The 19,953-nt window shown below is 63.5% G+C and carries 24 protein-coding genes and 2 pseudogenes; 6 read left to right on the forward strand and 20 right to left on the reverse strand.

Going from position 1 to position 19,953, the window contains the following annotated elements; all coding sequences use genetic code 11:
* Positions 1-149: 149 nt before the first annotated feature.
* Positions 150-1,265, forward strand: a complete 1,116-nt coding sequence (locus tag ACOJUJ_RS06075) for an alpha-hydroxy acid oxidase (protein WP_420125960.1) — start codon at positions 150-152, stop codon at positions 1,263-1,265.
* 28 nt (positions 1,266-1,293) lie between these two features.
* On the opposite strand, the gene ACOJUJ_RS06080 is transcribed toward ACOJUJ_RS06075, so the two are convergent.
* The 3 genes from ACOJUJ_RS06080 to ACOJUJ_RS06090 all read right to left on the reverse strand — a co-directional run bounded on the left by ACOJUJ_RS06080 (position 1,294) and on the right by ACOJUJ_RS06090 (position 2,442).
* Positions 1,294-1,494, reverse strand: coding sequence for a hypothetical protein (locus ACOJUJ_RS06080; RefSeq protein WP_420125961.1), 201 nt, complete (start codon positions 1,492-1,494; stop codon positions 1,294-1,296).
* Between the two features lie 24 nt (positions 1,495-1,518).
* Positions 1,519-1,905, reverse strand: a complete 387-nt coding sequence (locus ACOJUJ_RS06085; RefSeq protein ID WP_420125962.1) for a hypothetical protein — start codon at positions 1,903-1,905, stop codon at positions 1,519-1,521.
* A 102-nt stretch (positions 1,906-2,007) separates the two neighbouring features.
* Entirely contained in the window at positions 2,008-2,442 is a 435-nt protein-coding gene (locus tag ACOJUJ_RS06090) for a hypothetical protein (RefSeq protein ID WP_420125963.1), read from the reverse strand.
* A gap of 387 nt (positions 2,443-2,829) precedes the next feature.
* On the opposite strand from ACOJUJ_RS06090, the gene ACOJUJ_RS06095 reads away from it, so the two are divergent.
* Positions 2,830-4,140, forward strand: a complete 1,311-nt coding sequence (locus tag ACOJUJ_RS06095) for a cation:proton antiporter (RefSeq protein ID WP_420125964.1) — start codon at positions 2,830-2,832, stop codon at positions 4,138-4,140.
* A gap of 108 nt (positions 4,141-4,248) precedes the next feature.
* Here the strand turns inward: ACOJUJ_RS06095 and ACOJUJ_RS06100 are convergent, their stop codons facing one another.
* The 13 genes and pseudogenes from ACOJUJ_RS06100 to ACOJUJ_RS06160 form a co-directional block, all read right to left on the reverse strand.
* Positions 4,249-4,476: a type II toxin-antitoxin system HicA family toxin gene (locus ACOJUJ_RS06100; RefSeq protein ID WP_420125965.1), complete on the reverse strand. Its 228-nt coding sequence runs from the start codon at positions 4,474-4,476 to the stop codon at positions 4,249-4,251.
* Positions 4,473-4,688 (reverse strand): type II toxin-antitoxin system HicB family antitoxin, encoded by a 216-nt coding sequence (locus ACOJUJ_RS06105; protein WP_420125966.1) that lies wholly within the window; start codon positions 4,686-4,688, stop codon positions 4,473-4,475. Before ACOJUJ_RS06105 ends, ACOJUJ_RS06100 begins: the two co-directional genes overlap by 4 nt.
* Positions 4,689-4,900: 212 nt before the next feature.
* Positions 4,901-6,145, reverse strand: a complete 1,245-nt coding sequence (locus ACOJUJ_RS06110; RefSeq protein WP_420125967.1) for an EAL domain-containing protein — start codon at positions 6,143-6,145, stop codon at positions 4,901-4,903.
* 163 nt (positions 6,146-6,308) lie between these two features.
* Positions 6,309-6,608 carry a hypothetical protein gene (locus tag ACOJUJ_RS06115; protein WP_420125968.1) on the reverse strand — a complete coding sequence of 100 codons (300 nt, stop codon included), beginning with the start codon at positions 6,606-6,608 and terminating at the stop codon, positions 6,309-6,311.
* 178 nt (positions 6,609-6,786) lie between these two features.
* Positions 6,787-7,020: a DUF4287 domain-containing protein gene (locus ACOJUJ_RS06120; protein WP_420125969.1), complete on the reverse strand. Its 234-nt coding sequence runs from the start codon at positions 7,018-7,020 to the stop codon at positions 6,787-6,789.
* A 66-nt stretch (positions 7,021-7,086) separates the two neighbouring features.
* Entirely contained in the window at positions 7,087-7,755 is a 669-nt protein-coding gene (locus tag ACOJUJ_RS06125) for a Type 1 glutamine amidotransferase-like domain-containing protein (RefSeq protein WP_420125970.1), read from the reverse strand.
* A gap of 133 nt (positions 7,756-7,888) precedes the next feature.
* A pseudogene (locus ACOJUJ_RS06130) lies at positions 7,889-8,501 on the reverse strand (class I SAM-dependent methyltransferase).
* Between the two features lie 293 nt (positions 8,502-8,794).
* Complete coding sequence (locus tag ACOJUJ_RS06135; RefSeq protein WP_420125971.1) at positions 8,795-9,259, reverse strand: toll/interleukin-1 receptor domain-containing protein; 465 nt, start codon at positions 9,257-9,259, stop codon at positions 8,795-8,797.
* A 186-nt stretch (positions 9,260-9,445) separates the two neighbouring features.
* Positions 9,446-10,045 (reverse strand): hypothetical protein, encoded by a 600-nt coding sequence (locus ACOJUJ_RS06140; protein ID WP_420125972.1) that lies wholly within the window; start codon positions 10,043-10,045, stop codon positions 9,446-9,448.
* A gap of 1 nt (position 10,046) precedes the next feature.
* Positions 10,047-11,306 (reverse strand): DUF6973 domain-containing protein, encoded by a 1,260-nt coding sequence (locus tag ACOJUJ_RS06145; protein ID WP_420125973.1) that lies wholly within the window; start codon positions 11,304-11,306, stop codon positions 10,047-10,049.
* Positions 11,307-11,720: 414 nt separating this feature from the next.
* Positions 11,721-11,969 carry a hypothetical protein gene (locus ACOJUJ_RS06150; protein WP_420125974.1) on the reverse strand — a complete coding sequence of 83 codons (249 nt, stop codon included), beginning with the start codon at positions 11,967-11,969 and terminating at the stop codon, positions 11,721-11,723.
* 183 nt (positions 11,970-12,152) lie between these two features.
* Positions 12,153-12,578 carry a hypothetical protein gene (locus ACOJUJ_RS06155; RefSeq protein ID WP_420125975.1) on the reverse strand — a complete coding sequence of 142 codons (426 nt, stop codon included), beginning with the start codon at positions 12,576-12,578 and terminating at the stop codon, positions 12,153-12,155.
* Positions 12,579-12,649: 71 nt separating this feature from the next.
* Complete coding sequence (locus ACOJUJ_RS06160) at positions 12,650-14,299, reverse strand: hypothetical protein (RefSeq protein ID WP_420125976.1); 1,650 nt, start codon at positions 14,297-14,299, stop codon at positions 12,650-12,652.
* 308 nt (positions 14,300-14,607) lie between these two features.
* On the opposite strand from ACOJUJ_RS06160, the pseudogene ACOJUJ_RS06165 reads away from it, so the two are divergent.
* Positions 14,608-14,724, forward strand: a pseudogene (locus ACOJUJ_RS06165) (alpha-amylase family glycosyl hydrolase); the annotation flags it as partial.
* Between the two features lie 875 nt (positions 14,725-15,599).
* Here ACOJUJ_RS06165 and ACOJUJ_RS06170 read toward each other — a convergent pair.
* Both ACOJUJ_RS06170 and ACOJUJ_RS06175 read right to left on the reverse strand, forming a co-directional pair.
* The gene (locus tag ACOJUJ_RS06170; RefSeq protein WP_420125977.1) at positions 15,600-16,535 is read right to left on the reverse strand and encodes a hypothetical protein; all 936 of its coding nucleotides are present in this window, start codon (positions 16,533-16,535) and stop codon (positions 15,600-15,602) included.
* A gap of 68 nt (positions 16,536-16,603) precedes the next feature.
* Entirely contained in the window at positions 16,604-16,822 is a 219-nt protein-coding gene (locus ACOJUJ_RS06175) for a helix-turn-helix domain-containing protein (RefSeq protein WP_420125978.1), read from the reverse strand.
* A gap of 273 nt (positions 16,823-17,095) precedes the next feature.
* Between ACOJUJ_RS06175 and ACOJUJ_RS06180 the strand changes: the two genes are divergently transcribed.
* Entirely contained in the window at positions 17,096-17,338 is a 243-nt protein-coding gene (locus ACOJUJ_RS06180) for a hypothetical protein (protein ID WP_420125979.1), read from the forward strand.
* 22 nt (positions 17,339-17,360) lie between these two features.
* Entirely contained in the window at positions 17,361-17,543 is a 183-nt protein-coding gene (locus ACOJUJ_RS06185; protein WP_420125980.1) for a hypothetical protein, read from the forward strand.
* A 35-nt stretch (positions 17,544-17,578) separates the two neighbouring features.
* On the opposite strand, the gene ACOJUJ_RS06190 is transcribed toward ACOJUJ_RS06185, so the two are convergent.
* The gene (locus ACOJUJ_RS06190; RefSeq protein ID WP_420125981.1) at positions 17,579-18,307 is read right to left on the reverse strand and encodes a hypothetical protein; all 729 of its coding nucleotides are present in this window, start codon (positions 18,305-18,307) and stop codon (positions 17,579-17,581) included.
* 68 nt (positions 18,308-18,375) lie between these two features.
* Between ACOJUJ_RS06190 and ACOJUJ_RS06195 the strand changes: the two genes are divergently transcribed.
* Entirely contained in the window at positions 18,376-18,552 is a 177-nt protein-coding gene (locus ACOJUJ_RS06195; RefSeq protein ID WP_420125982.1) for a hypothetical protein, read from the forward strand.
* Between the two features lie 95 nt (positions 18,553-18,647).
* Here the strand turns inward: ACOJUJ_RS06195 and ACOJUJ_RS06200 are convergent, their stop codons facing one another.
* Complete coding sequence (locus tag ACOJUJ_RS06200) at positions 18,648-19,856, reverse strand: class I SAM-dependent methyltransferase (protein WP_420125983.1); 1,209 nt, start codon at positions 19,854-19,856, stop codon at positions 18,648-18,650.
* Positions 19,857-19,953 lie beyond the last annotated feature (97 nt).

The raw sequence follows: 19,953 nt of genomic DNA on the forward strand, positions 1-19,953 counted from the left end.
GTCGCCCGCGGCGATTTGCGGGCCGGTTTCCCGTGGTCAGTGGCCTGCAGGCGGTTGCCGGAGCTCGACCTTGTTGCCTTCGCGGCTACGCGCCCGATTCTGCGTGAGGCTCTTTCGGTCCGGGGTACAGGGATGAGATAATCCCTCACATGACACCGGAAGATCCGAGGCCCGCCAGCTGCGAGGCGCTGGAGCCGGCCGCGCGCGCCGTGCTCAGCGAAGCAGCGTACCACTACTACGCGGGTGGCGCCGACGACGAGACGACGCTGCGCGCCAACCGCGCCGCGTTCGAACGCTTTTACCTGCGCCCGCGCGTGCTGCGGGACGTGAGCGAGGTCGACACCTCCGTCGAGCTGCTGGGTGAGCGGCTGTCGATGCCGATCCTGCTCGCCCCTACGGCCTTTCAGCGCCTCGCCCACGCCGAGGGCGAAAAGGCCAGTGCCCGCGCCGCCCGCGCGGCCGGCACGCTGATGGTGGCCAGCACGCTGTCCACCACGCCCATCGAGGAGGTGGCCGCGGCGGCGCCGGGGCCCCTCTGGTTTCAGCTCTACGTCTTTCGGCAGCGCGACATCACGCGCGCGCTGGTCGAGCGTGCCGAGGCCGCCGGATGCACGGCCATCTGCCTGACCGTCACCGTGCCCGTGCAGGGGAACCGCGAGCGCGACACGCGCACCGGCTTTCGCCTGCCGCCGGAGCTGGAGATGGCGAACTTCGCCGGGCTGCGGCAGGCCGCCTTTCCCGACGACGCGGCGGGATCGGGGCTGGCGGCGTTCATCGGCCGCGAGTTTGACCCCACGCTCACCTGGGGCGCGGTAGAATGGCTCCGGTCCATCACCCGGCTCCCCATCGTGCTCAAGGGGATCGTGACGCCGGAAGACGCGGCGCTGGCCGTGGAGCATGGCGCCGACGCGGTGATCGTCTCCAACCACGGCGGGCGCCAGCTGGACTGTGCCGAGCCCACGCTCCTGGCCCTTCCGCGCGTGGCCCAGGCCGTCGCGGGGCGCATCCCCGTGCTGATGGACGGCGGCATCCGGCGCGGCACCGACGTGGCAAAGGCGCTCGCGCTGGGCGCCCGCGCCGTGCTGGTGGGCCGGCCCGTGCTCTGGGGCCTCGCGGTCGACGGGCAGGCCGGCGTCGAGCGGGTGCTGGACATGCTGGGCGGCGAGCTGCGCCGCACCCTCGCCCTCCTGGGCCGACCGTCCGTTCGCGCGCTGGACGCAAGCGCGATCACCGAAATCCCGGGCCTCATCCTCCCGCCGCGGTAGCCTCGACCTCGATCTGCCCCCGGAGCACTTATGTCTGCTCCGCAATCCCGAGTTCACGCTCCAGCGAGGCGAATGCATCTTCGGCATCTTCGCCGGTGCCCTGGTACATCCCCTGGAGGCCCCGCTGAATCCCAGCGATCGCGGATGCGTGCGCCGCCGGATCCAGCAGCGTCTGGCAGGCGTCGGCGTGCTGCGCGACGAGCTCTGCCTGCCCGTGCACCGTCAGCACCTCATCCCGCTCGCGTCAACGCGTTCATTGTCTCTCCTCCGCCGCGAAAACGAGCCCGGTCCTGCGCGCCCTGAACTTCGAGCGGTCGCCATGGTGGAGCTTGATGGAGCCGAGCAGTTCGTTCTCGCCTTTAAGCTGGATCCAGCCACTGCCGCTTGCCGGGTCCATCTCGTCATTGCCCTCCCAGGTAAAAACGAACCGCTGCTTGGGTCCGGTGCGCTCGAGGTGTCCATCAAGCTCGCCGCTGACGAGGCCGAACTGAAACGAGCCGAGGTTCTCCGGCCGGATTTCGATGAATGCCTGCACCTCCATGTTGAAGTAGCTCGCGTCCCAGAGTTCCATGGCGTAGATGTGCCAGGTGCCGATGAAGGGGTGCTCATGCCGCGGCAGTTCGATCCGGTGTACGCTCACGGGACCTCCAAAGCAGATGACAGTGCATGGCCAGCAGGCATCGCGTGCGGTGAGCGCCGCTGCCCCACGACGCCCGCGCGATCGTACCGGTCTTCAGACACTTCATGACACGGTGCCCGCTTCCACGGAGCTTATTACCCGGACGGTACATTCGCCGTCGCCCTCGACGGTCACGTGTACGCCCGTGATGAGGCGGTCCAGGTGCGGATACAGCAACCTTCCCCGCGCGATCACCGCGTCGCAGAGCTTCTCCATATCCGGATCGCGGGTACCGCCCGCCGCCTGGTACAGCTTGGCGTAGAGTTCCGCGGTCCCACCCTTACGCGGACGAACGGCCTCATTCCAGAGCAGGCCGGCGATCTTGACCGTAGCCACGAACAGCTCGCGGTCCTCGGGAAGCGAAAAGTCGCGCAGCATCGGCTCCGCGAAGTCCAGCAGGACCTCCGACATCTTGATGCCGCCGTACCCGCTGCCGTCCATGTGTCCGCGGGATCGGCTGCCTTTCATCGCGCGCTTCAACCGTCGGCTGTTGCCCATGTCTCGGTGTGTGAAGGAAGTTCATTCACCACAAGAAATAGCACCCCCGAAGACCCGTGCGGGCCCTGGGACATGGAATCAAGTTGAACAAAGTACACGCCGCCCGCAAGGCGTGGGTGCCGCATGACGCGCCCTTGATCAGCGGCGCTCGCCCACACGGCTGCTGGTGATGCTGCCGGACCGCGCCGCCGCGTCCACGGCGCACACCACGGATATGCGGCCTTCCTCTTGCCACTGGGCTGGCGTGCCGCGCGGACAAGCTGCCGGCCCATTGCGCGGCCTCTCCCGGACCAACCATCTGCGTGATCCACACGGCTCCGACTTACACCCTCCCCCATCCCGCCGGCGCGCGTACACGGCACCCGTCCGCGGCACATGAGTAGCGCGATGCACGGAGCCGTCTGGTTCGTCGTCGTGGGCCTGCTGTTCGTGGTGATGGCCCTGGCGGGCTCGGTGCTCAAGCGGCTGCCGCTCTCCACGTCCATGCTGTACCTGGCGGCCGGCGCGGCGCTGGGGCCGCTGGGCGTTGGGCTGCTGCACGTAGACGTGTACGAGCAGTCGGAGATCTGGGAGCGGGTGACGGAGATCGCCGTCGTGGTGTCCCTGTTCGCCGCCGGGCTCAAGCTCCGCACGCCGTTCACGGACGGGGGGTGGATGCTGCCCGTGCGCTTGGCCACGGTGTCCATGCTGGTGACCATCGGCCTGGTGTCGCTGGCGGGCGTGTACCTGATGGGGCTTTCGCCCGGCGCCGCCATCCTGCTGGGCGCCATCCTGGCCCCCACCGACCCCGTGCTCGCGTCCGACGTGCAGGTGACGGATGCCGCGGACAGCGACCGGCTTCGCTTTGGCCTGACGGGCGAAGCGAGCCTCAACGACGGCACGGCGTTCCCGTTCGTGATGCTGGGGCTGGGCCTGCTGGGGCTGCACGAGCTGGGTGAGAACGGATGGCGGTGGATCGCCATCGACCTGCTGTGGGCCGTCGCCGCGGGGCTGGGGACGGGGATCGTGCTGGGGACGCTGGTGGGCAGGCTGGTGCTGTACCTTCGCAAGACGCACCGCGAAGCCGTGGGGCTGGACGACTTTCTGGCGCTGGGCCTGATCGCCCTGTCCTACGGGGCGGCGCTGCTGGTGATGGGGTACGGCTTTCTGGCCGTGTTCGCGGCGGGGCTGGCCCTGCGCCGCATCGAGCGCACCGCGGCGGCGGGCGACGAGCCGCCCGACGAGGTGCTGGCCGCCGCCACGTCGCCCGACGCGGAAAAGCTGGCCACCGACCCCGAAAAAGCGCCGGCCTACATGGCGCAGGCGGCGCTCGGGTTCACCGAGCAGTTGGAGCGCATCGGCGAGGCGGCCGTGGTGCTGTTGCTGGGGGGAATGCTCTCGTGGGCGTTTCTGCCGCGGGACGCGATCTGGTTCCTTCCCCTGCTTTTCCTTGTGATCCGTCCCATCTCCGTGTACGCCGGCACCGTGGGCGCCGGCGCCACGCCCGTGCAGCGCCGGCTGATCGCGTGGTTCGGCATCCGCGGCATCGGCTCCGTGTACTACCTGACGTACGCCATGCAGCACGGCCTGCCTGAGGCGCTGGGCCGCACGCTCGCGGCCCTGGTGCTTGCCGCCGTGGCCGTATCGGCGGTGGTGCACGGCATCTCCGTCACCCCGCTGATGAAGCGCTACACCCAAAGTTCCCCGGACGCGGCGTAGAGCGTGAATCGACGGCAGGCGAGGGCTCAGTGCGGCTGCTATCTCCTCAACCCGCCAAGTCCCGAAAGCTCATCCTCGCAGCCGAACCTCACACCGTCCAGCCTGAGATCAGTCCAGGAGCTTGATGAAATCGTCTCGGGAAATCTCGGTATCGCGGAGGATCTTGCTCATGAGCCCGGGACCGATGGTTTCACCGGCGTGCACGGGTACCACGGTAGCACGCCCATCTGGGTGCTGGAGAAAATGATGACTGCCTTTGATCCGGATCACCTCGAAGGCGGCCTTTCCCAAGGCGCGCACGACCTCGGCACCGGTTGCACGCGGCAGCCGGCTCACGCTGCAACGGAGATCCGCTGGACGCCGACGAACGTCATGGGCTCGATCTCCTCGCCCTCGACTTCCAGGCAGAGTTCGACTGCCTCACGCATGCGTTCCATAAGCTGGTCCAGAGATCGAGCCTGCGTATGACAGCCTCGGAGCGCGGGGACGGACGCCACGTAATAGCCGGCCGAGTCGCGCTCGATGACGACGTCGAACTCTCGCTGCATGCTCCCTCCAAAGACGAATGCTCCGTACCCCTTGGAGAATCACGCGAACGCGCTACAACGCGCAAGGGGGGTGGGGGCCATCAAGCAAGGAACGCCGCGCTGTTGCCGGATGGCTCCAGTACCTTACCGTTGATCTCGTCCGTGCAGGCATCCTCCTCCACCGCCAGACGCATCGCCTCATCGAGCCTCGCGAGCAAGTCTGCGGCCGTGGATCACGAGCGTTCCGCGGCCAGGTGAAGGCACAGGATGAAGGGGTTGCCGTCCACGTCCCCAAAGCGCGTGCTGGCGGTGATGCACAGGTCGCCGGTGGGCAGCGGCACGTAGGGCTGCGTTTCGAACGTTTCCGTGGCCGCCTCCAGCAGCAGGTAGTAGTACTCCTTCATGGAGTGGTCGGCGCCGCTGGAGGGAGGGCGAAAGATGATGCGCTTGGGCGGAATCGTCCCGGCGGCGTTCCACACCGTGTCCGTGACCTGTATCCCCGACATGTCCAGCACACAGGCCGAAACCACCAGCGGATCCTGGTGCACCAGCGCGGAGAGCGCGGCCTTGAAGCTCCGCGCCGGCTGGCCTGACAGGTGCTCGGCGTACTGCACGACGGCCTGCCGCCGCTGCTCGCCGCGCGACCGCTCGGCGATGATGTGGTTCAGCGTGCGGCGCTTGAACGTGTAGGCCAGCGACTGGATGCGCTCCCGGTCCAGCTGGATCGCCTCGCCGGGGCCCACCCGGTGCGGGCGCGAGATGAAGAACCCCTGCAGCATGTCCCCGCCCACCTGGAGGGTCGTGACCGCTTCCTCCAGCGTCTCCACCCCCTCCGAGATCACCCATCCGCCAATGCGCTCGGAGAGCTTTACCAGCGACTTGAGCACTTCCAGCTTGTGGAAGTCCGCGTCCACGTTCTGCACCAGCGAGCGGTCGGCCTTGATGATGTCAGGCTTTACAAAGGCGATGCGGTCCAGGTTGGCGTGCCCCGCGCCCACGTCGTCCAGCACCACCAGAAAGCCGTCGTCGCGGTAGCGCCGCACCGCCGCGTGCAGGCGGTCCGTGTCGCCGAACGCCGACTCCAGGATCTCCACGGCCACGTTGGGCGGGCTCACCCCGCTGCGCCGCACGAGCTGGCCCAGGCTTTCCACCTCCGTGTCGCCGGCCTCCACGGTGGAAACCGCCAGGTTCAGGAACAGGATCAGGTCCGGATCGGCCGCGTGCAGCGGGAGAAAGCTTTCGATGGCGCGCGCGCGGCACAGGTGGTCCAGCTCGGTGGTGAGCCCCTGCGCCGCCGCCGCGGCAAACAGCGGGATGGGCGCGATCATCCGCCCCTCGGCATCCACGCCCCGGCTGAGCGCCTCCACCCCGATCAGCGACTGCCGGCGGATGGAGGTGATGGGCTGAAAGTGCGTCTCGATCCTTCCGCCGTCGAGGATCGCGCGTACGTCGATATCTGCCTGGACGCTGGATTGCACGGAAGCGAGGGGGCTGGGGTGCCGGATGCGTTTCGCACGCTCTCCCAACGCACACCCCACGCCGTGGCGCACACAGTGAACGAAGGGTCCGGTGGCGGTGGGGTCCGGCCGTTCAGTACACCGGCGCACATCATCCACCCGCGAATCGGTCCCCCACGCCGTATCAGACGAGCTGATCCTTCAGGATCCGCAGCAGGCGATGATACTCGGATACGAGATCTCCCGGAAAGTAGAGCGCCACTTGCGCAGTGTCATTCGGAAGGGCGCTCCTGGAAAGTTCCAGACAAGACGTGCCTTCGGGTACTTTCGATGCGTCAGCGCCAAGCCCGCCCTGGTCGTGTTTGGTCGACACGCGAAACCGGGCAAAGCCAATATGGTCGATGTTGAAAAAGAAGTTTTCTCCGACAGGAGCGATCGTCAGTCCGTCGCGTACGAGCGTGTCAGGGTGCAACTGGATGAACATTGAAACCTCCGCGATGGTCAGAAGTGATCGAACACTACGACGGCGACCGCCTCTTCGGCCCTGGCACTGAACGGGGCCGGAGAGGCAGGCGTTGCGGCGTCACGCATGACGGATACTCAGCAACCCGGGTACTACGGCGAGTTCGGTATTGCCTCGCCTCTGACTGCGGCGACTCTCGTCAGGTGGATTGGGCCCGGCGATAAGCCACGAGCGCATTGGCGTGGCCGTGTCCAAGGCCGTGATCGGCCTTGAGCCGCGCCACCTGTTCCATGTGCTTCACGCCGTTCATCTGGTCGATGATCGTGAGCCAGTGTTCGACAGGCTTTCCGTACTTTGCTTCGATCGCCGGAAAGTAGGATGCGGGTCCCTTCACCGTTTCCTGCGCAGCCTTATCCGTCGCCTTCTTCGCCATTCTTCCTCCCGAGACGTGAGTGCGGGGCCTGCCGGCGCAAGGGCCGGGGCTACGGCCGGAGCCGCATCAGTGTGCGAACCTCTTCCAGACCCCTTCAGAAACCACTTCGACAACGCCGTCGACCACCTTGAGGGCGGTCGCGTCGTCGATCGCATACGCCGGACCCGCAATGTCGGACGCCCACCGTTCCGCGTGGGCGAGGGTGTTCCCCGGCATCATCTCGTGGTCCAGGTGCGGAAAGATGGAAAAGGGGACCACGCCCAGGGTCCGGTCGTCCGGTGCGGACCGCCACTCCTGGAAGTACCTGCCGATCCGCGGGGTCATCACCATGCTGCCGGCGCTCACGCCCACCCACACGGTCTCGGCCAGCGACGGCAGCAGCTCCGCCAGCCCCGACTCCCGCATCCAGTGACACAGGTACGTGGCGTCGCCGCCGTCCACCAGCAGAACGTCGGCGTCGCGCACCCACGACACCCAGCGCTCCTGGCCGATGGTGGGCAGCGCGGTGAGTTCCAGCAGTCCCAGCGACTTCCAGCCCAGGCCAGCCATGGTGTGCCACGGCGGCGCCCCGACGACAAAGCCCCGTGCCGAGGCGGGACCGCACATTGGGTGGCCCCATTGCGCCGTGGGGATGCACAGCGCGGCGGACTCGGCGATCGGCTTGCCCAGCAGGTCCACCAGCGCGTCGCGGATGCTGGCGTTGGTGACGCCCCCGGACGTGAGCAAAAGCTTCATCACCCTCTCTCTTCGATGATCCAGATGGACCGAAACACGTCTCCAGCCGTCTTCACGCCCGCGCTCGGCGCCAGCGAGTCGCCGCGCCCGGTTTACCCGGCGCCCGACGTAGAACCGGGGTTGTCTCTCCTTGCTACCGTGCGTGCACCGGCCTCGCCACGGCGATGTACGAGGCCCGGCTTCCGTGGTGTGCCAGGGCGGTGAATTCCTCCAGCTCCAGACCGGCGGCGTGGATCTGCGCCCTGAAATCGTCCTCGTAGGTCACGCGGCCGAAGTCGATGCTCGTGACCCGTTTCAGCATGGGCTTGAGGATTTCCATCCAGCGGGCCGGCTGTTTCTGAATGGTCTGTGTGAAGAACATCCGTCCGCCCGGGCTCAACAGCGCGCGACAATGCCGCAACGCCTGCTCGGGCTGGGGCAGGAGCATGAAGCTTCCCGAGAAATACACCGCGTCATACGGCCCGCTCCGGTGATCGTAGACGGATTCAAGACGTACCTCGGCAAGGCCGGCCAGCGACGAATCCCTGAAGCCTTTGCTGCGCGCGCGCAACGTAGTCGGCATCGATGTCGACGCCGACGACGCGCAGGCCCTTCCGCTTCACCAGATCGTCATTCGCCAGCAGCGCGCCCGCCGTGCCGATGCCCACGTCCAGCACCGTGGCGCCCTCGGGCACGCGCCGCAGCACTTCCGCGTACCACCGGGAGGTGAGTCGGAGAATCAGGGTGTCGTAGAGGAAACTGCGAATCATGCGAACCCGGCAGCCGGATCATGGGAAATCAGGGGAAATCGCGCCTCAAGCAGTGCGATGCAGCCCTCGTTCCGCGCGGATCCTTGCTGGCGGGGCGTGAACGACGAGACGGAATCACGTCACGAATACAGCCACGCCTGCAGCGGCGCCAGAAAGCCCTCAGGGCTGCTGATCAGGGGAAGAGTCACTCGAGCGAACGGCTGCCCGTTTCTCACGCGGCTGCTGTAGATGCTGGTGGACCGCTTCGCGCGATCGAGGCCATCGAACTCCAACATTAAACTCGCCAGAAGTTATGGGAGCGGATCTCGTAAGTAGCGGCTTACCACGCGAGCGCACTCCATGAAAACCCGTTCTTGTGCAGCGCCATTCTCCTCTAAATCCTGAAGCGTCTCATGAGGTGTGTTCACGGCTTGGAAATCTGCTACTTCAAACTCGTCGAACAAACAGGGGCCAGCGATTACAGCCACGACCTTCGCGCCACGTTCGGTTGCCATACGCAAAGCGTCCGGGTATTCGAACTCCATAACGAAATCCGATGCTAAGAAGTCAGCGCTGATGAGGAGGATGATGACGTCAGCTTTCGCCAAGTTCTCCTTGATTTCGTTCTTCCAACGATCCCCGGGCTGGAGCCGAGCGTCGTCCCACACGACAAATTTATACTTTTTCTCCAACGGCTTCAGATGAACACGCAAACGAGCCACGTATTCAGCGTCCGCACGTGAGTAGCTAATGAACGCCTGCTTGGCTGATGTCATTTCGAAAGCCCTCTTTCTGGTGCTCGAGATGAATTAAATGAGTTAGTCCCAAGAGTTCCAGCATAAAGCTCGCGCGCGTGGCTTCGGAGGAGGCGTTCGGGATGGTAGAGGTCGCATGACCAGATAGGAAGGCCGAATGCAATGCGGTGCCGCTGAGCAGACACCGTATTCACCCCGATCGGTAGGTCACGATGTGGGAACGGAAAACCCGATCCGCAGTCCGCCGGAACCAGACTGCACGGACAGCCGCGGTGCGTTGGCTGCGGGCTCAACGCGGCGCCACCGCTCGCGCGGAGACAGGAACCGGGCGACCGCGCCTGACGCAGCGCCCACGGGTGCGCCGACGACCACCCCCACCAGCGCCCATTCGCCCGTGCTGAAGCACAGCAGGTCCCCGCCGCTATCGCACTCGCCGTCGCCTCCCACGGCGTCGCCCAGCACGGCAACCGCTGCGCCCGCCGCCCCGCCCGCCAGCAGCCCCACCAGTCCGCCCTCCAGCGCCGAGGTCAGCCTGGGCGACGGGCCGCGGCTCACCTGCAGGCTGCGGATGGACGAAATGGCCAGCATGTGCTCCCGGCCACCGGCAAACACCAGCAGCGTGTCGCCGCGCACGCCGGAAACCGTCCCGACCACGCGGTCCGACCCGGATTCCACCACCCGCACCCGGGTGCCAGCCGCCAGATCCGCGGCGGAAGACTGCGCCGCGGCCGGCCCAGCCATCGCCGCCGCCAGCAGCACCACACCCAGGAGGGGCCACCGGATTCCCGTGCGAAGAAAATAGATCATCTCAGCGGAAGTAGATGTAGATGTATGACGGCACCGTCGCGCGGATCGCCTTTGCCTGTGCCTCGTCGTAGGTGTTCGCCAGTGCCGGCAGGAAGGCGGCGTTCCGTGAATCGTTGATGTAGTTGCGCACCCGCCCGCCCCATACGCCGTAGCTCCAGCGGTCCCACAACCAGTGCCCGCGAAAGTGCTCGTACTTCACTTCCACGCCAAGGCGGTTGTTGTGGACGTCCATGATGCGGGCGCCCCAGTTGGCGTTGCCCCACTCATTGATGTCCATGACAGCCTTGGCCAACGGTGCACTGATGTAGCGCCGCAGCATCACGTTCACGTAGATGTGCCGAAACGCGTCCCGCTTGGTGTCCCCGGCCGCAAGCGACGGATAGTAGCTCGCCGATGCACTCTCCGCGCGCCACTTGGAGAACAGAACCCGGACGGCAAAGACCGCCGCCACCCCGAGCGGGATGTTAACCGTGGGTCCCCACAACTGGATGGAGATCTCTCCCGGGCCGGAGTCCGCCGCGGCCATGCGGATCAGGTCGTCCCGCGACGGAGTTCCCTTCGCGCCCTGGATTTCGTAGCCTCCGTTTCCGAGCGCAAGGCTTTCGTAGTACAGCAGCCGGTCGTGCTCGTACGGGCTCGCCTGAAGGGTGTCTGCCTCTGCCGCAACGGTGGGTACCTGAGTCTGGTCCACCGTGAACTCCGCCTGCCCAGTCCAGCTGCCGTCGGCGTAATACTCAGTTGAGGGCGCCGGATAGGTGCTGCCACTCCCTCCGCCTCCACCTCCATCTTCGCAGTAGTCGGATGGCGAAACCGACGTAATCTGCGGATAGCACATCTGCGGCGAGATCTCGCCGTCCCCCGCTTTGCGGGTCTGCTCATACTCCGTCCACTGTCGGCGGTACTCCCGCATCTCCGCAGCCGCATCGCGCATCATGCCCACATAGCCGCGCTGCGGGTACAGCTCGCGAAGGCGCTTCTCCATGTAGCGCTGGTACTCGGGGTCGTCCTGGCTCAGGCGCGTCAGCCCGGGATGCTGGTTCACGTACTCGCGGTAAATGATGTACACCGCCACCGCGGGATAATGGGGAGTCCGCGACACCAGGCGCGGAGGCGGGGTCACCGCCTGGCCAGACGTGGCTGCCGGCTCCAACAGGTCGGGCGAAAGCGGCAGGCGGTCAGGGGTGTCCGCGCAGGCGCCGAACGCGAGCACCAGAGGAGTCAGTGCGACACACAGCACGACTTTGTGGAATGTGCTGGACATGATGGATGATCGAAGGGAGAATCAAGGAAGGTTCGGAAGGATACGCCACCCCCACGTTTGTGTCAATAAGGTGCGCAACCAGATGCTCGTTCGAGCAATCCATCCCTTTTCGCCACCCGACAATCCGCCATGCACCGGGTTACCGAACCACTCATCGGTCCGGTGTACGGGCCATGTGGAGAACCCGTCAGCGAGCCCCTGAATCTTTACTCGGGCGCAGATTCGGCCCCGGCTGTCGCGAGGGCTTGGCGATGATGGGGATTCAGCAGGGAGCCTCGCCCACACGGCTGCTGGAGATGCTGTCGGACCGATTCGGCGCGTTCGAGGCCATCGCGAACTCCAGCATCAAGCTCGCGCGCGTGGCGCCAGAGGAGGAGTGGGCGATGGACTTAGATCTGCCCCACACGCCGAACGTCAGCGCGTCAACCACGCTCGAATGGCGCTCAACCACGAAGTCGCTGCCCGCCCCGGCCCATGCATGGATGTTTCCGAGACCAGAAGGTCGCCGTTACGAAACTGGTGTTGCTCAATGCCGGAGAGCCCGATCCCCAGCGGTTCTGGTCCCACACCCGCCTCCTTGAGCACTTTGCGGAACTTCTGAATGGAGGTGATCTGAACAGGAAAGCGTCCAAGCGCCCCACGCAGAACCAGGTCGTCTCCCACTCGGACACGTCCGGATTCAATTCAATCCGCCCGGTCACGACAGGCCATCCGGGAGCGAGTAGATGTTGGCGACCACCATCCTGAATGCGTCTGCCATGTGCTGGCGCTCCTCTGGTGCGAACTCGCGGCCAGGTGTGCGGCGATCGCGCGGCATCCGCCGCAACGCCTACGCCCCGAACTGCCCTAGATGATGATCCGGGTGCTTGTATATGAGCTCGGCCCACTGCTGCGGGGTGAGCGGGCCGAAGAAGCTGTGCGGGTGAGTGGTGCAGCCCGCCGGGCAAACCGGTCGATTAACCCGGACAGGCGCTCGCGCTCGGCATCCAGCTCCCGCGCGTCCGCCACCACCATCTCCGGCACCGTGGGCGTGTTGCGGCGAAACGGCGCATTGTTCCCCAGCGCCAGCCGCTTGACGATAGGGCCGAAGATGCGGCCGGCGAGCGCCCGCCTGGGCCGCGTGTCGCCGAGCGCCATCTCCAGCCCCGCAACGCAGTGCGCGACCGCCTGCGCCGCGTTCATCGTGCCCCACCGCCGCTCGCTCTCCGGCCGCAGGTTTGGCAGCCGCGCCTTTATTTCAGCCGCGGCCGCCGGGTCGAAGAGGTTCTTCATGGAAGGTATGTGTGGAGTCCCGGGCGCCGGGCCCGGATCCTTCCCCGCACAGGGCGCCGGCGCCGCACGGATCACCGGTTGCGGGTAAAGACGTTGATGCTTTCCGTCGCGATCCCCAGGCCCACCAGCGTGTCGATCACGTAACGGAAGCACTTGGGGCCGTTGGGCTTGTAGTGCCCGGAGCTGTCGTTGAGCTCGATGTAGAGGTCCTGGCACCACAGCTGGCCAAAGTTGTTGTACGTCAGGTAGAACTCCCCCGCGCACGTCACGGCCTCACCCTGGTTCAGGTCGCTGTGGCGGGTGTAGTTCCTTTCTTCCAGGGCAAGCTGGGAGTTCCAGGCGTACAACATGTCGCCATTGGGCACCAGCACCCATGAATAGTGGCCCTCGGACTTGTCCCGCGGTCGCACTTCCTCGCACCGCTGCCGCTTGAGTTGGTTGCCCCACAGCTTTGCGCCGTACACTCCCATCAGCACACCCACACCGTCGATCTCTTCCGGGCTGTGGTAGCGATAGATGGGATAGAACGAGCGGACGTACCGAACCCAGTCTGCCAGGTACGGCATCCACCCCACCGGGTACCGCGGCGGGGTGTCACGCGCGGTCCGGGCAGCGGAGAAGCACTCGTCGTGCGCGGTACGGGTGTTGTCGGGCGTGTCGATGTACGAATACTTGTATTCGGTGTAGCCGTTCTCGTCGCCCGAATGCTTGCGGCCCACCATCACCTCGCCAACGGGGGCCATCTGCAGCGTGCCGCTGGATTCCCTTTCAGGGGTGCTCCAGGCCCCCGGCGTGGTAGAGGTCAGCAGCCCGTTGTAGCGCACGTCCGCGTACTGATAGCGCGTGTTCCCGTTCTCGTCGCCCTGGTGCTCCCGGCCCGTCATCACCGCACCGGGCGGGCAGATGAACTCCGAGTATCCCACCGAGCTCTTGCCAGACTCCTGCATCCAGCCGGTCCACAGGGCGGGGCCCACCGTAACGTCGTCCGCGTCCAGCACCAGGTGGCAGTAGCTGAACGCGTACGTGGTGGTGCCGTTCTCGTCGCCCTGGTGGCGGCGTTCCGTCATCACCTGGTTTTCCGGGGCAATGGCCCACTGACCGGAGGATTCCGTCACCGACACGCCCTCCGTCATCACCCGCGTATCCACCTGCACGCGCCCGCCGTCCTCCTGCAGAAACCAGAGGCGCGAGTAGCGGTAGCGGGTGTCGCCGTTCTCGTCGCCCTTGTGCTCCCGGCCCGTCATCACCGTGCCGGGCGGGCACACGAACTCCGAATACCCGCTGGAGCTCGTGCCGGACTCCTGCATCCAGTCGCTCCAGACGGGATCGCTGGTCATCAGCACGTCGTCGTTGTAGCGCAGGGCAACGTACTTGTAGTAGGTAAGGCCGTTCTCGTCGCCGTCGTGGCTGCGTCCCACGATGACGTAGTTGTCGGGGCAGATGAACGATGACTGGCCGCCAGAGCTCTTCCCGGACTCCTGGATTCCGGGGCTGGTTTCTACTTCTTCGTCGTTGTAGTACGGGATGAGCGCGGCGGAAAGGAGGCGGGCGTACCAGTATCGCGTGTAGCCGTTCTCGTCCCCTGAATGCCACCGCCCCACGATCACGCACTCAGGCGGGCAGACGAAGCTCGACGTGCCGCCCGAGTTCCTGCCGGATTCCTGGATGTTCTCACTGGGCAGGATTTCCACGGGCAGGATGCCACCGGTGAATTTCGCCATGATCTCCCCTGTCGAATTATGTTGATTGCACCGCATGAGTTCTCGGGTATCTACGGCCCCTTCAACACTCCCCGCGCAAGAGCCCGGGAGATCTCCTGGCTCCGCGCGCCGCCGGGCGTCCCGCATGGCCGCCGTCCGGCTCTGGAAAATTCACCCTCCCGTCTGATGACGAAATTCAGCACCCGCGAGATTATGATGACTGCCTTGCCCCGGGCACAAGCCTGAACGTTCGTGAGTACGCCGCACGCCCACGAATCGGCTCAAGGGAGGTGAGGTGTTCGATGTGGAGGGGCGCGTGCTTACGTAATGACTTCGCGGGGCTCGTCCAGCGGCTGGACTACGTGGCCAGCCTGGGCGTCGACGTCATCTGGCTGCTGCCGTTCTACGCCAGCCCGCTGCGCGCCGGCGGCTGCGAGATCGCCGACGAATGGGTTGGGTGACTCACTCTTCCCAATGAGAGAGACCATGCTGTGCACACCAGCTTCGGAAGCGTTCGCTCCCAACCCGACCGCTACTCATGATGTGTTGTGGAGAGCCTGGTTTCCATGCCAACTTTACAGAATGAGAGAGAAGCACGGATTCCACTACAATTGGGCGTGCCCGAGAATCATCTGACAGCAAATCCTCGGCTTGGATACCCAACGCCCCCGGGGATGGATCAATCCACCCCTCATGCGCGACCGCGGTGGCGCATTCCGGAGAGCGTAAGATTGCGACGAAAAGCCCTGCCACTGCATCGACCGCGTGTCGGAGTTTCGCCTGCCTGCGATTCGCCAGCCGGTCGTGCTTCACACTGTTGTAAGCTTGCCACCAATCGAGGGGTTTGTATGTGGCGGCGCCTGTCCAAGAGGCGAAGGGTTGGACGCGCATCCCCTGCTCACCCCAGAAAACCAACCAACGGTCAGCAACGTCGCTGCCGAAGCTAGCGAAATAGTCTGTTATCTTCGGGTCCTTAGAGCCTGATCCAGTCTGTCGGGACTTTGCTTTCCACAGGGAGTCAAGCTGGCTACAAGCCTCGAGCAGAATTGTTACGAGGTATGGGGACCATACATCCAAATGTTCATCTGAGTATGGAAGATCCTCGACAACATCGTTGAGCATCCGTTCAACTCGCCGAAACGAAGAAACGACTGACGAGGCTGGGAAATCTGGTTCCACTGAGATGTCCTCTTGTGGGGCTGCAACGCCCATCCTGCGATGGGAGAGCATGCCGTACACGTTATGCATAGGTCTAGGGGTAGCCCGCATGGACGACGAATCCCAACTATAATATCGGCACCACAAGGAGGGCGCTCCTAAGCTAAGTCCATTTCAGCTGCGGAGGATTTCCGGTGAGTTGTTGGATGCCTTTCGGTAGCGAACGCTGGAAACCGTCGGCGTGCCTCGACACCAAGCCGTGACAGGCTGTGGGAAAGGCAGTTGAGATCAATATGATCCCCGCATCGCGTTCAGCCGACGACTCGATATGCCACGACCAGAATCGTACGAACGAGAACAACACAGCGACACGGGAAAACTTGTCGGAACGTCGGTATCCTTCAACATGCTTCACGAGTGCATTATGCAGGGCAGTATGGGCTGCGCGGAACTGGTCTCGCACACGATCATTCCCTTCACGACTGATGAAGGTGGGATCGATGCCAAAAGCGTAGGTAGCGTCTACAGCAATGACAGCCGGTTGGGGCTTACCTCGAAGCTGGTTGGCAGCGGTTGACACTGCGCGCTTTGCACTCTCGCGGCTCTTGGGACACTTCACCTCAACTACGAAATCCATCGTTCCCCATTCGGCTAAGAAATCCGGACGAGTTTCATCCATTCGATCAAACGCTTCTATCCGTGGCTTGAGTCCAGACTGCGCTAAGAGCGTTCCAATCCAGAACTGCGCAATAAAGTCCTGGACCGAGCCATTTGACGGGGGTGCTCCACGGACTGTCTGTCCCAATTCTGCGCCGACTAAAGGATGAGGATCGTTGCCGAGCGTAGTTGAGATGTGGTAGAGATCCACGGCGAGGGCAACGGCTTCGGAGGTCTTCTTTAGATCTGCAGCGTTGAGATCTAACAAGGTGTCTCTGGTACCTAATTCCGACAACCATCTCTTCGCCTGCCGAAGAGCGGCCTGTGGAGGTATCCGAACACCCCAACTTCGAAAAGATGATTCGGCTTTCCCGAGCGCCTGAACGATCGATCTGCACGCAGCAGGAGTAAGGTCACGATGTGGTTGTAGGTCGGATTCCATACCGTCCAGACCTCAGAGTTAGTGGGAACCAAGAACAATCTTTCTGACGATCAACCCCGAACAAAAACTCATTCTTTCAGGTCTAGTTCATCCTTCATCAGCACGTCCGTGCTCACGCCAAACCTCCGCGCCACCTTCAACACTAGCGCCGCTGTCGGCACTTTCTTCCCGCTCTCAAGCTCGCTGATGTACGCGTGCGTGGCGTATCCGAGTTCCGCCGCCAACTGCTGCAGCGTGAGTTCGTGCGCGGTTCGCAACGCGTGTAGCTTCTCGCCAAACCGCTGCATCAGTTCGCCACCCCGCGAGGATTGACCCGAGAGGCAGAACCTGTTAACATTGTCTCCAATAGAGACAGGCTGCATCCGGCTTCGTCTCTACTGGAGACAGGCGAAGGAGGATACCTGAGTGCGAGGCAGTACGGGCGCGGCGGGTACGACGTGAGTTGCAAGGTGACGCGTGCGAGCGAGTGGAGAGATGGTGCTGCCGGCCAAGCTCCCATTCTACACACTTTCCGCTGCGCTGTCGACAGGGAGCCCACATCCCACAGCGAGGAGGAAAAGATGCGAATCAGCGATTGTGATCAGAAGCCCTCGCCCACGCGGCTGCTGGAGATGCTGTCGGACCGCTTCGGCGCGTTCGAGGCCATCGCGAATTCCAGCATCAAGCTCGCGCGCGTGGCGCCGGAGGAGGAGTTGGCGATGGACGTGCTCGTAGCAGAGGCGGTGCTGGAGTTTGGGGAGGATCTGCGGACGGCCAAGGCCGCTGCTCGTACGTGCGCAAGATCGAACTCAGAGGTGGACTAAGCAGGCGGGGGTTTTCCCGGCGATGGCCTCGGACCGCTTCGGCGCGTTCGAGGCAATCGCGAACTCCAGCATCAAGCTCGCGCGCGTGGCGCCGGAGGAGGAGTTGGCGATGGATGTAGACGTGGCCGAGGCCATCCTAGAATTCGGCGATGATCTACGCGCAGCCAGCAGACTTGCGGGCGAGAACCAGTGCGTGCTGGGTTGAAGTCGGCGAATGTTTGCCGGCCAGGCGAGAACGCATCAGTGATCCCCTGAATTTTTACGGGGATCAGATTCCGCACCCATTGCCGCGGGGGCTTGATCCTTGTGCACCCAGCCTCCGTGTGGCGGAGCAGGAGGAAGGGTGCGAATGCGGTACCGCATGAACTCTTGGTCGCCCATTGGTTCTGATCGGAACTCTAGGACGATTGCTCGGCCGCCATTCGCAACGCGAGCAACGATATCTTCGTCCCCCCAGGCGCCGTAGTCCCTCGAGATAGACACCCGATCGTCGTAGGAGTTGGTGAGGAAAACCGTATCTCCAACAGCAGCGTGGGTAGCAGGCGGCGCAAAGTACAAATCGTTCAGCTCGACTTGTACTCGCATGGGGCCACCTGTATCAGCATCTTCCCATTTTCCATGCGGTGCGTAGATCGCCCGGCCCGCGCTGTAGAAACCCGAGGCGCTGTCGCCCTCTCGGTAAGCGAACACCATTACGGCATCGGCGCCGGTTTCTGCTGCAAGCTTTCTCGCTGCCTGCTCCAAAGTCACCGTGAGCTCCCCACGCGTACGTCCCAAGGGCACTGCGATGCGCGATGAGAAACGGGAAACTCTGCCATAGCTGGTATTCTCCGGCGCCTCCACCTGCGTGTAGGACGTGCGGTCTGGGGGAAAGGAGTTGGACTGTGGGGCCGACTCGCAAGCCGTGACAAGGAGGACGTATAAGGCTCCATATACGATCATCGATGAAGAAAGCGGTTTGTTATTCATCTGCCAGTCGGTTTAGAATGATGGCATTTTAACCAAGGACGCGAGTCTCGCCCACGCGGCTGCTGGAGATGCTGTCGGACCGCTTCGGCGCGTTCGAGGCCATCGCGAACTCCAGCATCAAGCTTGCGCGTGTGGCGCCGGAGGAGGAGTTGGCGATGGACCTGCTCGTGGCGGAGGCCGTGCTGGAGTTCGGCGATGATCTGCGCGCAGCTAGGAAGGCCGTTACTGTGTGGTCAGCGCACTGAAACTCGGGCCAGTTCGACCGGAACGCGCGCGGACGGAAGCTGTACTGGAGTGGGGAGATACAAGCAGTTACACCATCGCAATCGACTACCCCAAATTACCCCATCTTAATGTACTTATGCACTACGTGCGCACGAAGCTTTGAGATCAACGACTGGTAATCGGGTGTATCAAAATAACTCAGCTGATCTGTCACCTCTGCGGGTAGGCTGGAGCAGAGATCGCGGGATGCAAATACGGGGGTTTTCGTCCACTTAGTCCAACCAATCTCAGCAATCCCACCACATGACAGGCCTAGCACAACGCAGGCGTTTGCTCTCTGAGAGATGTGCACCACCTGCTCAGGCCAAGTGATATCCTCAACCAACTGAAGTGTCGCGTTGGGGAACCGGTCACAGAGGTCCGCAACCCATGGCTGTGAGATAAGACACCCGTCCAAGACCAGTCTAGGGGCGAGGACAACGGCGGACGCGGCTGAATCGCGTTCTAGCATTGCGTAGAAGCATTCTCGTGGCAAACCTTTATCGGGCACACCAACAAAGGTCATTTGATTATCTGCCAAGAAATGGCCAATGTCACGCGCTGCATTGACATGATACGACGGATCAACGCCGAGTGCCCTAGCCGCGTAGATTGGTGAGGTGGGACCAAATACTGCGATGGCAGGCTCGTAGGGAGCGCTGACAGGAAATGCGCTTGGGGAGGAGCGTTTTCTGAAGATGAATCTTTCAATCGAGTGAGTGTGTTCACCTGATGGTGAGTGACTGTGCTTGAACACACGACCATCTCGCCTCTCGACTTGTAAATTCGCAAAAAGGCTAATCATTTCGGCTGGGTCCGCCAACGCAACGATGGTCTCGCTCGGCGTTTCGTCAGGTGAATCATTCGTGAATGCGGCAATCTCCAGAACGCCACCTTCCTTGAGGGAACGGCGGAAGGTGCGAGCGAGGGACTGCCAATCGGTCTTCGGCAGTGAGTTTATGAACCCGTGGCAGATAATGAGGTCGTAAACTGCGTCGGGAAGATTGTGTGCTCGGATGTCTGTACAATACGTCGTCACAGTGCAGTCAGACCCCGCAACTCTGCGTTGGAGGCGATCGAGTGCAACTCGTGAAACGTCTATGCAGTCGATGTGAGTTCCACCCGAAGCAAACAGGAGTGTGTTTCGGCCGGTACCGCATCCGACATCCAAAATTCGCTTGCCAGACCCAGTGAACTCAGGGACTAGATCCAACAGGAACCCAGATCCGCAATCACCCGCCCAATCTGGCCGCGTCAGATAAACATTATCCCACATTGTAGTCATTTTTAGGCCCTTCGGGTGAGTACGAGATCTTCGTCGGCACCGACTTCGCTCGAGACAGCCTTCAAGAACATAACGGCGCCCATAAGTGTGTCACCAG

Origin of the sequence: Longimicrobium sp. (genome assembly GCF_048594345.1) — a bacterium.
Taxonomy (GTDB): domain Bacteria; phylum Gemmatimonadota; class Gemmatimonadetes; order Longimicrobiales; family Longimicrobiaceae; genus Longimicrobium.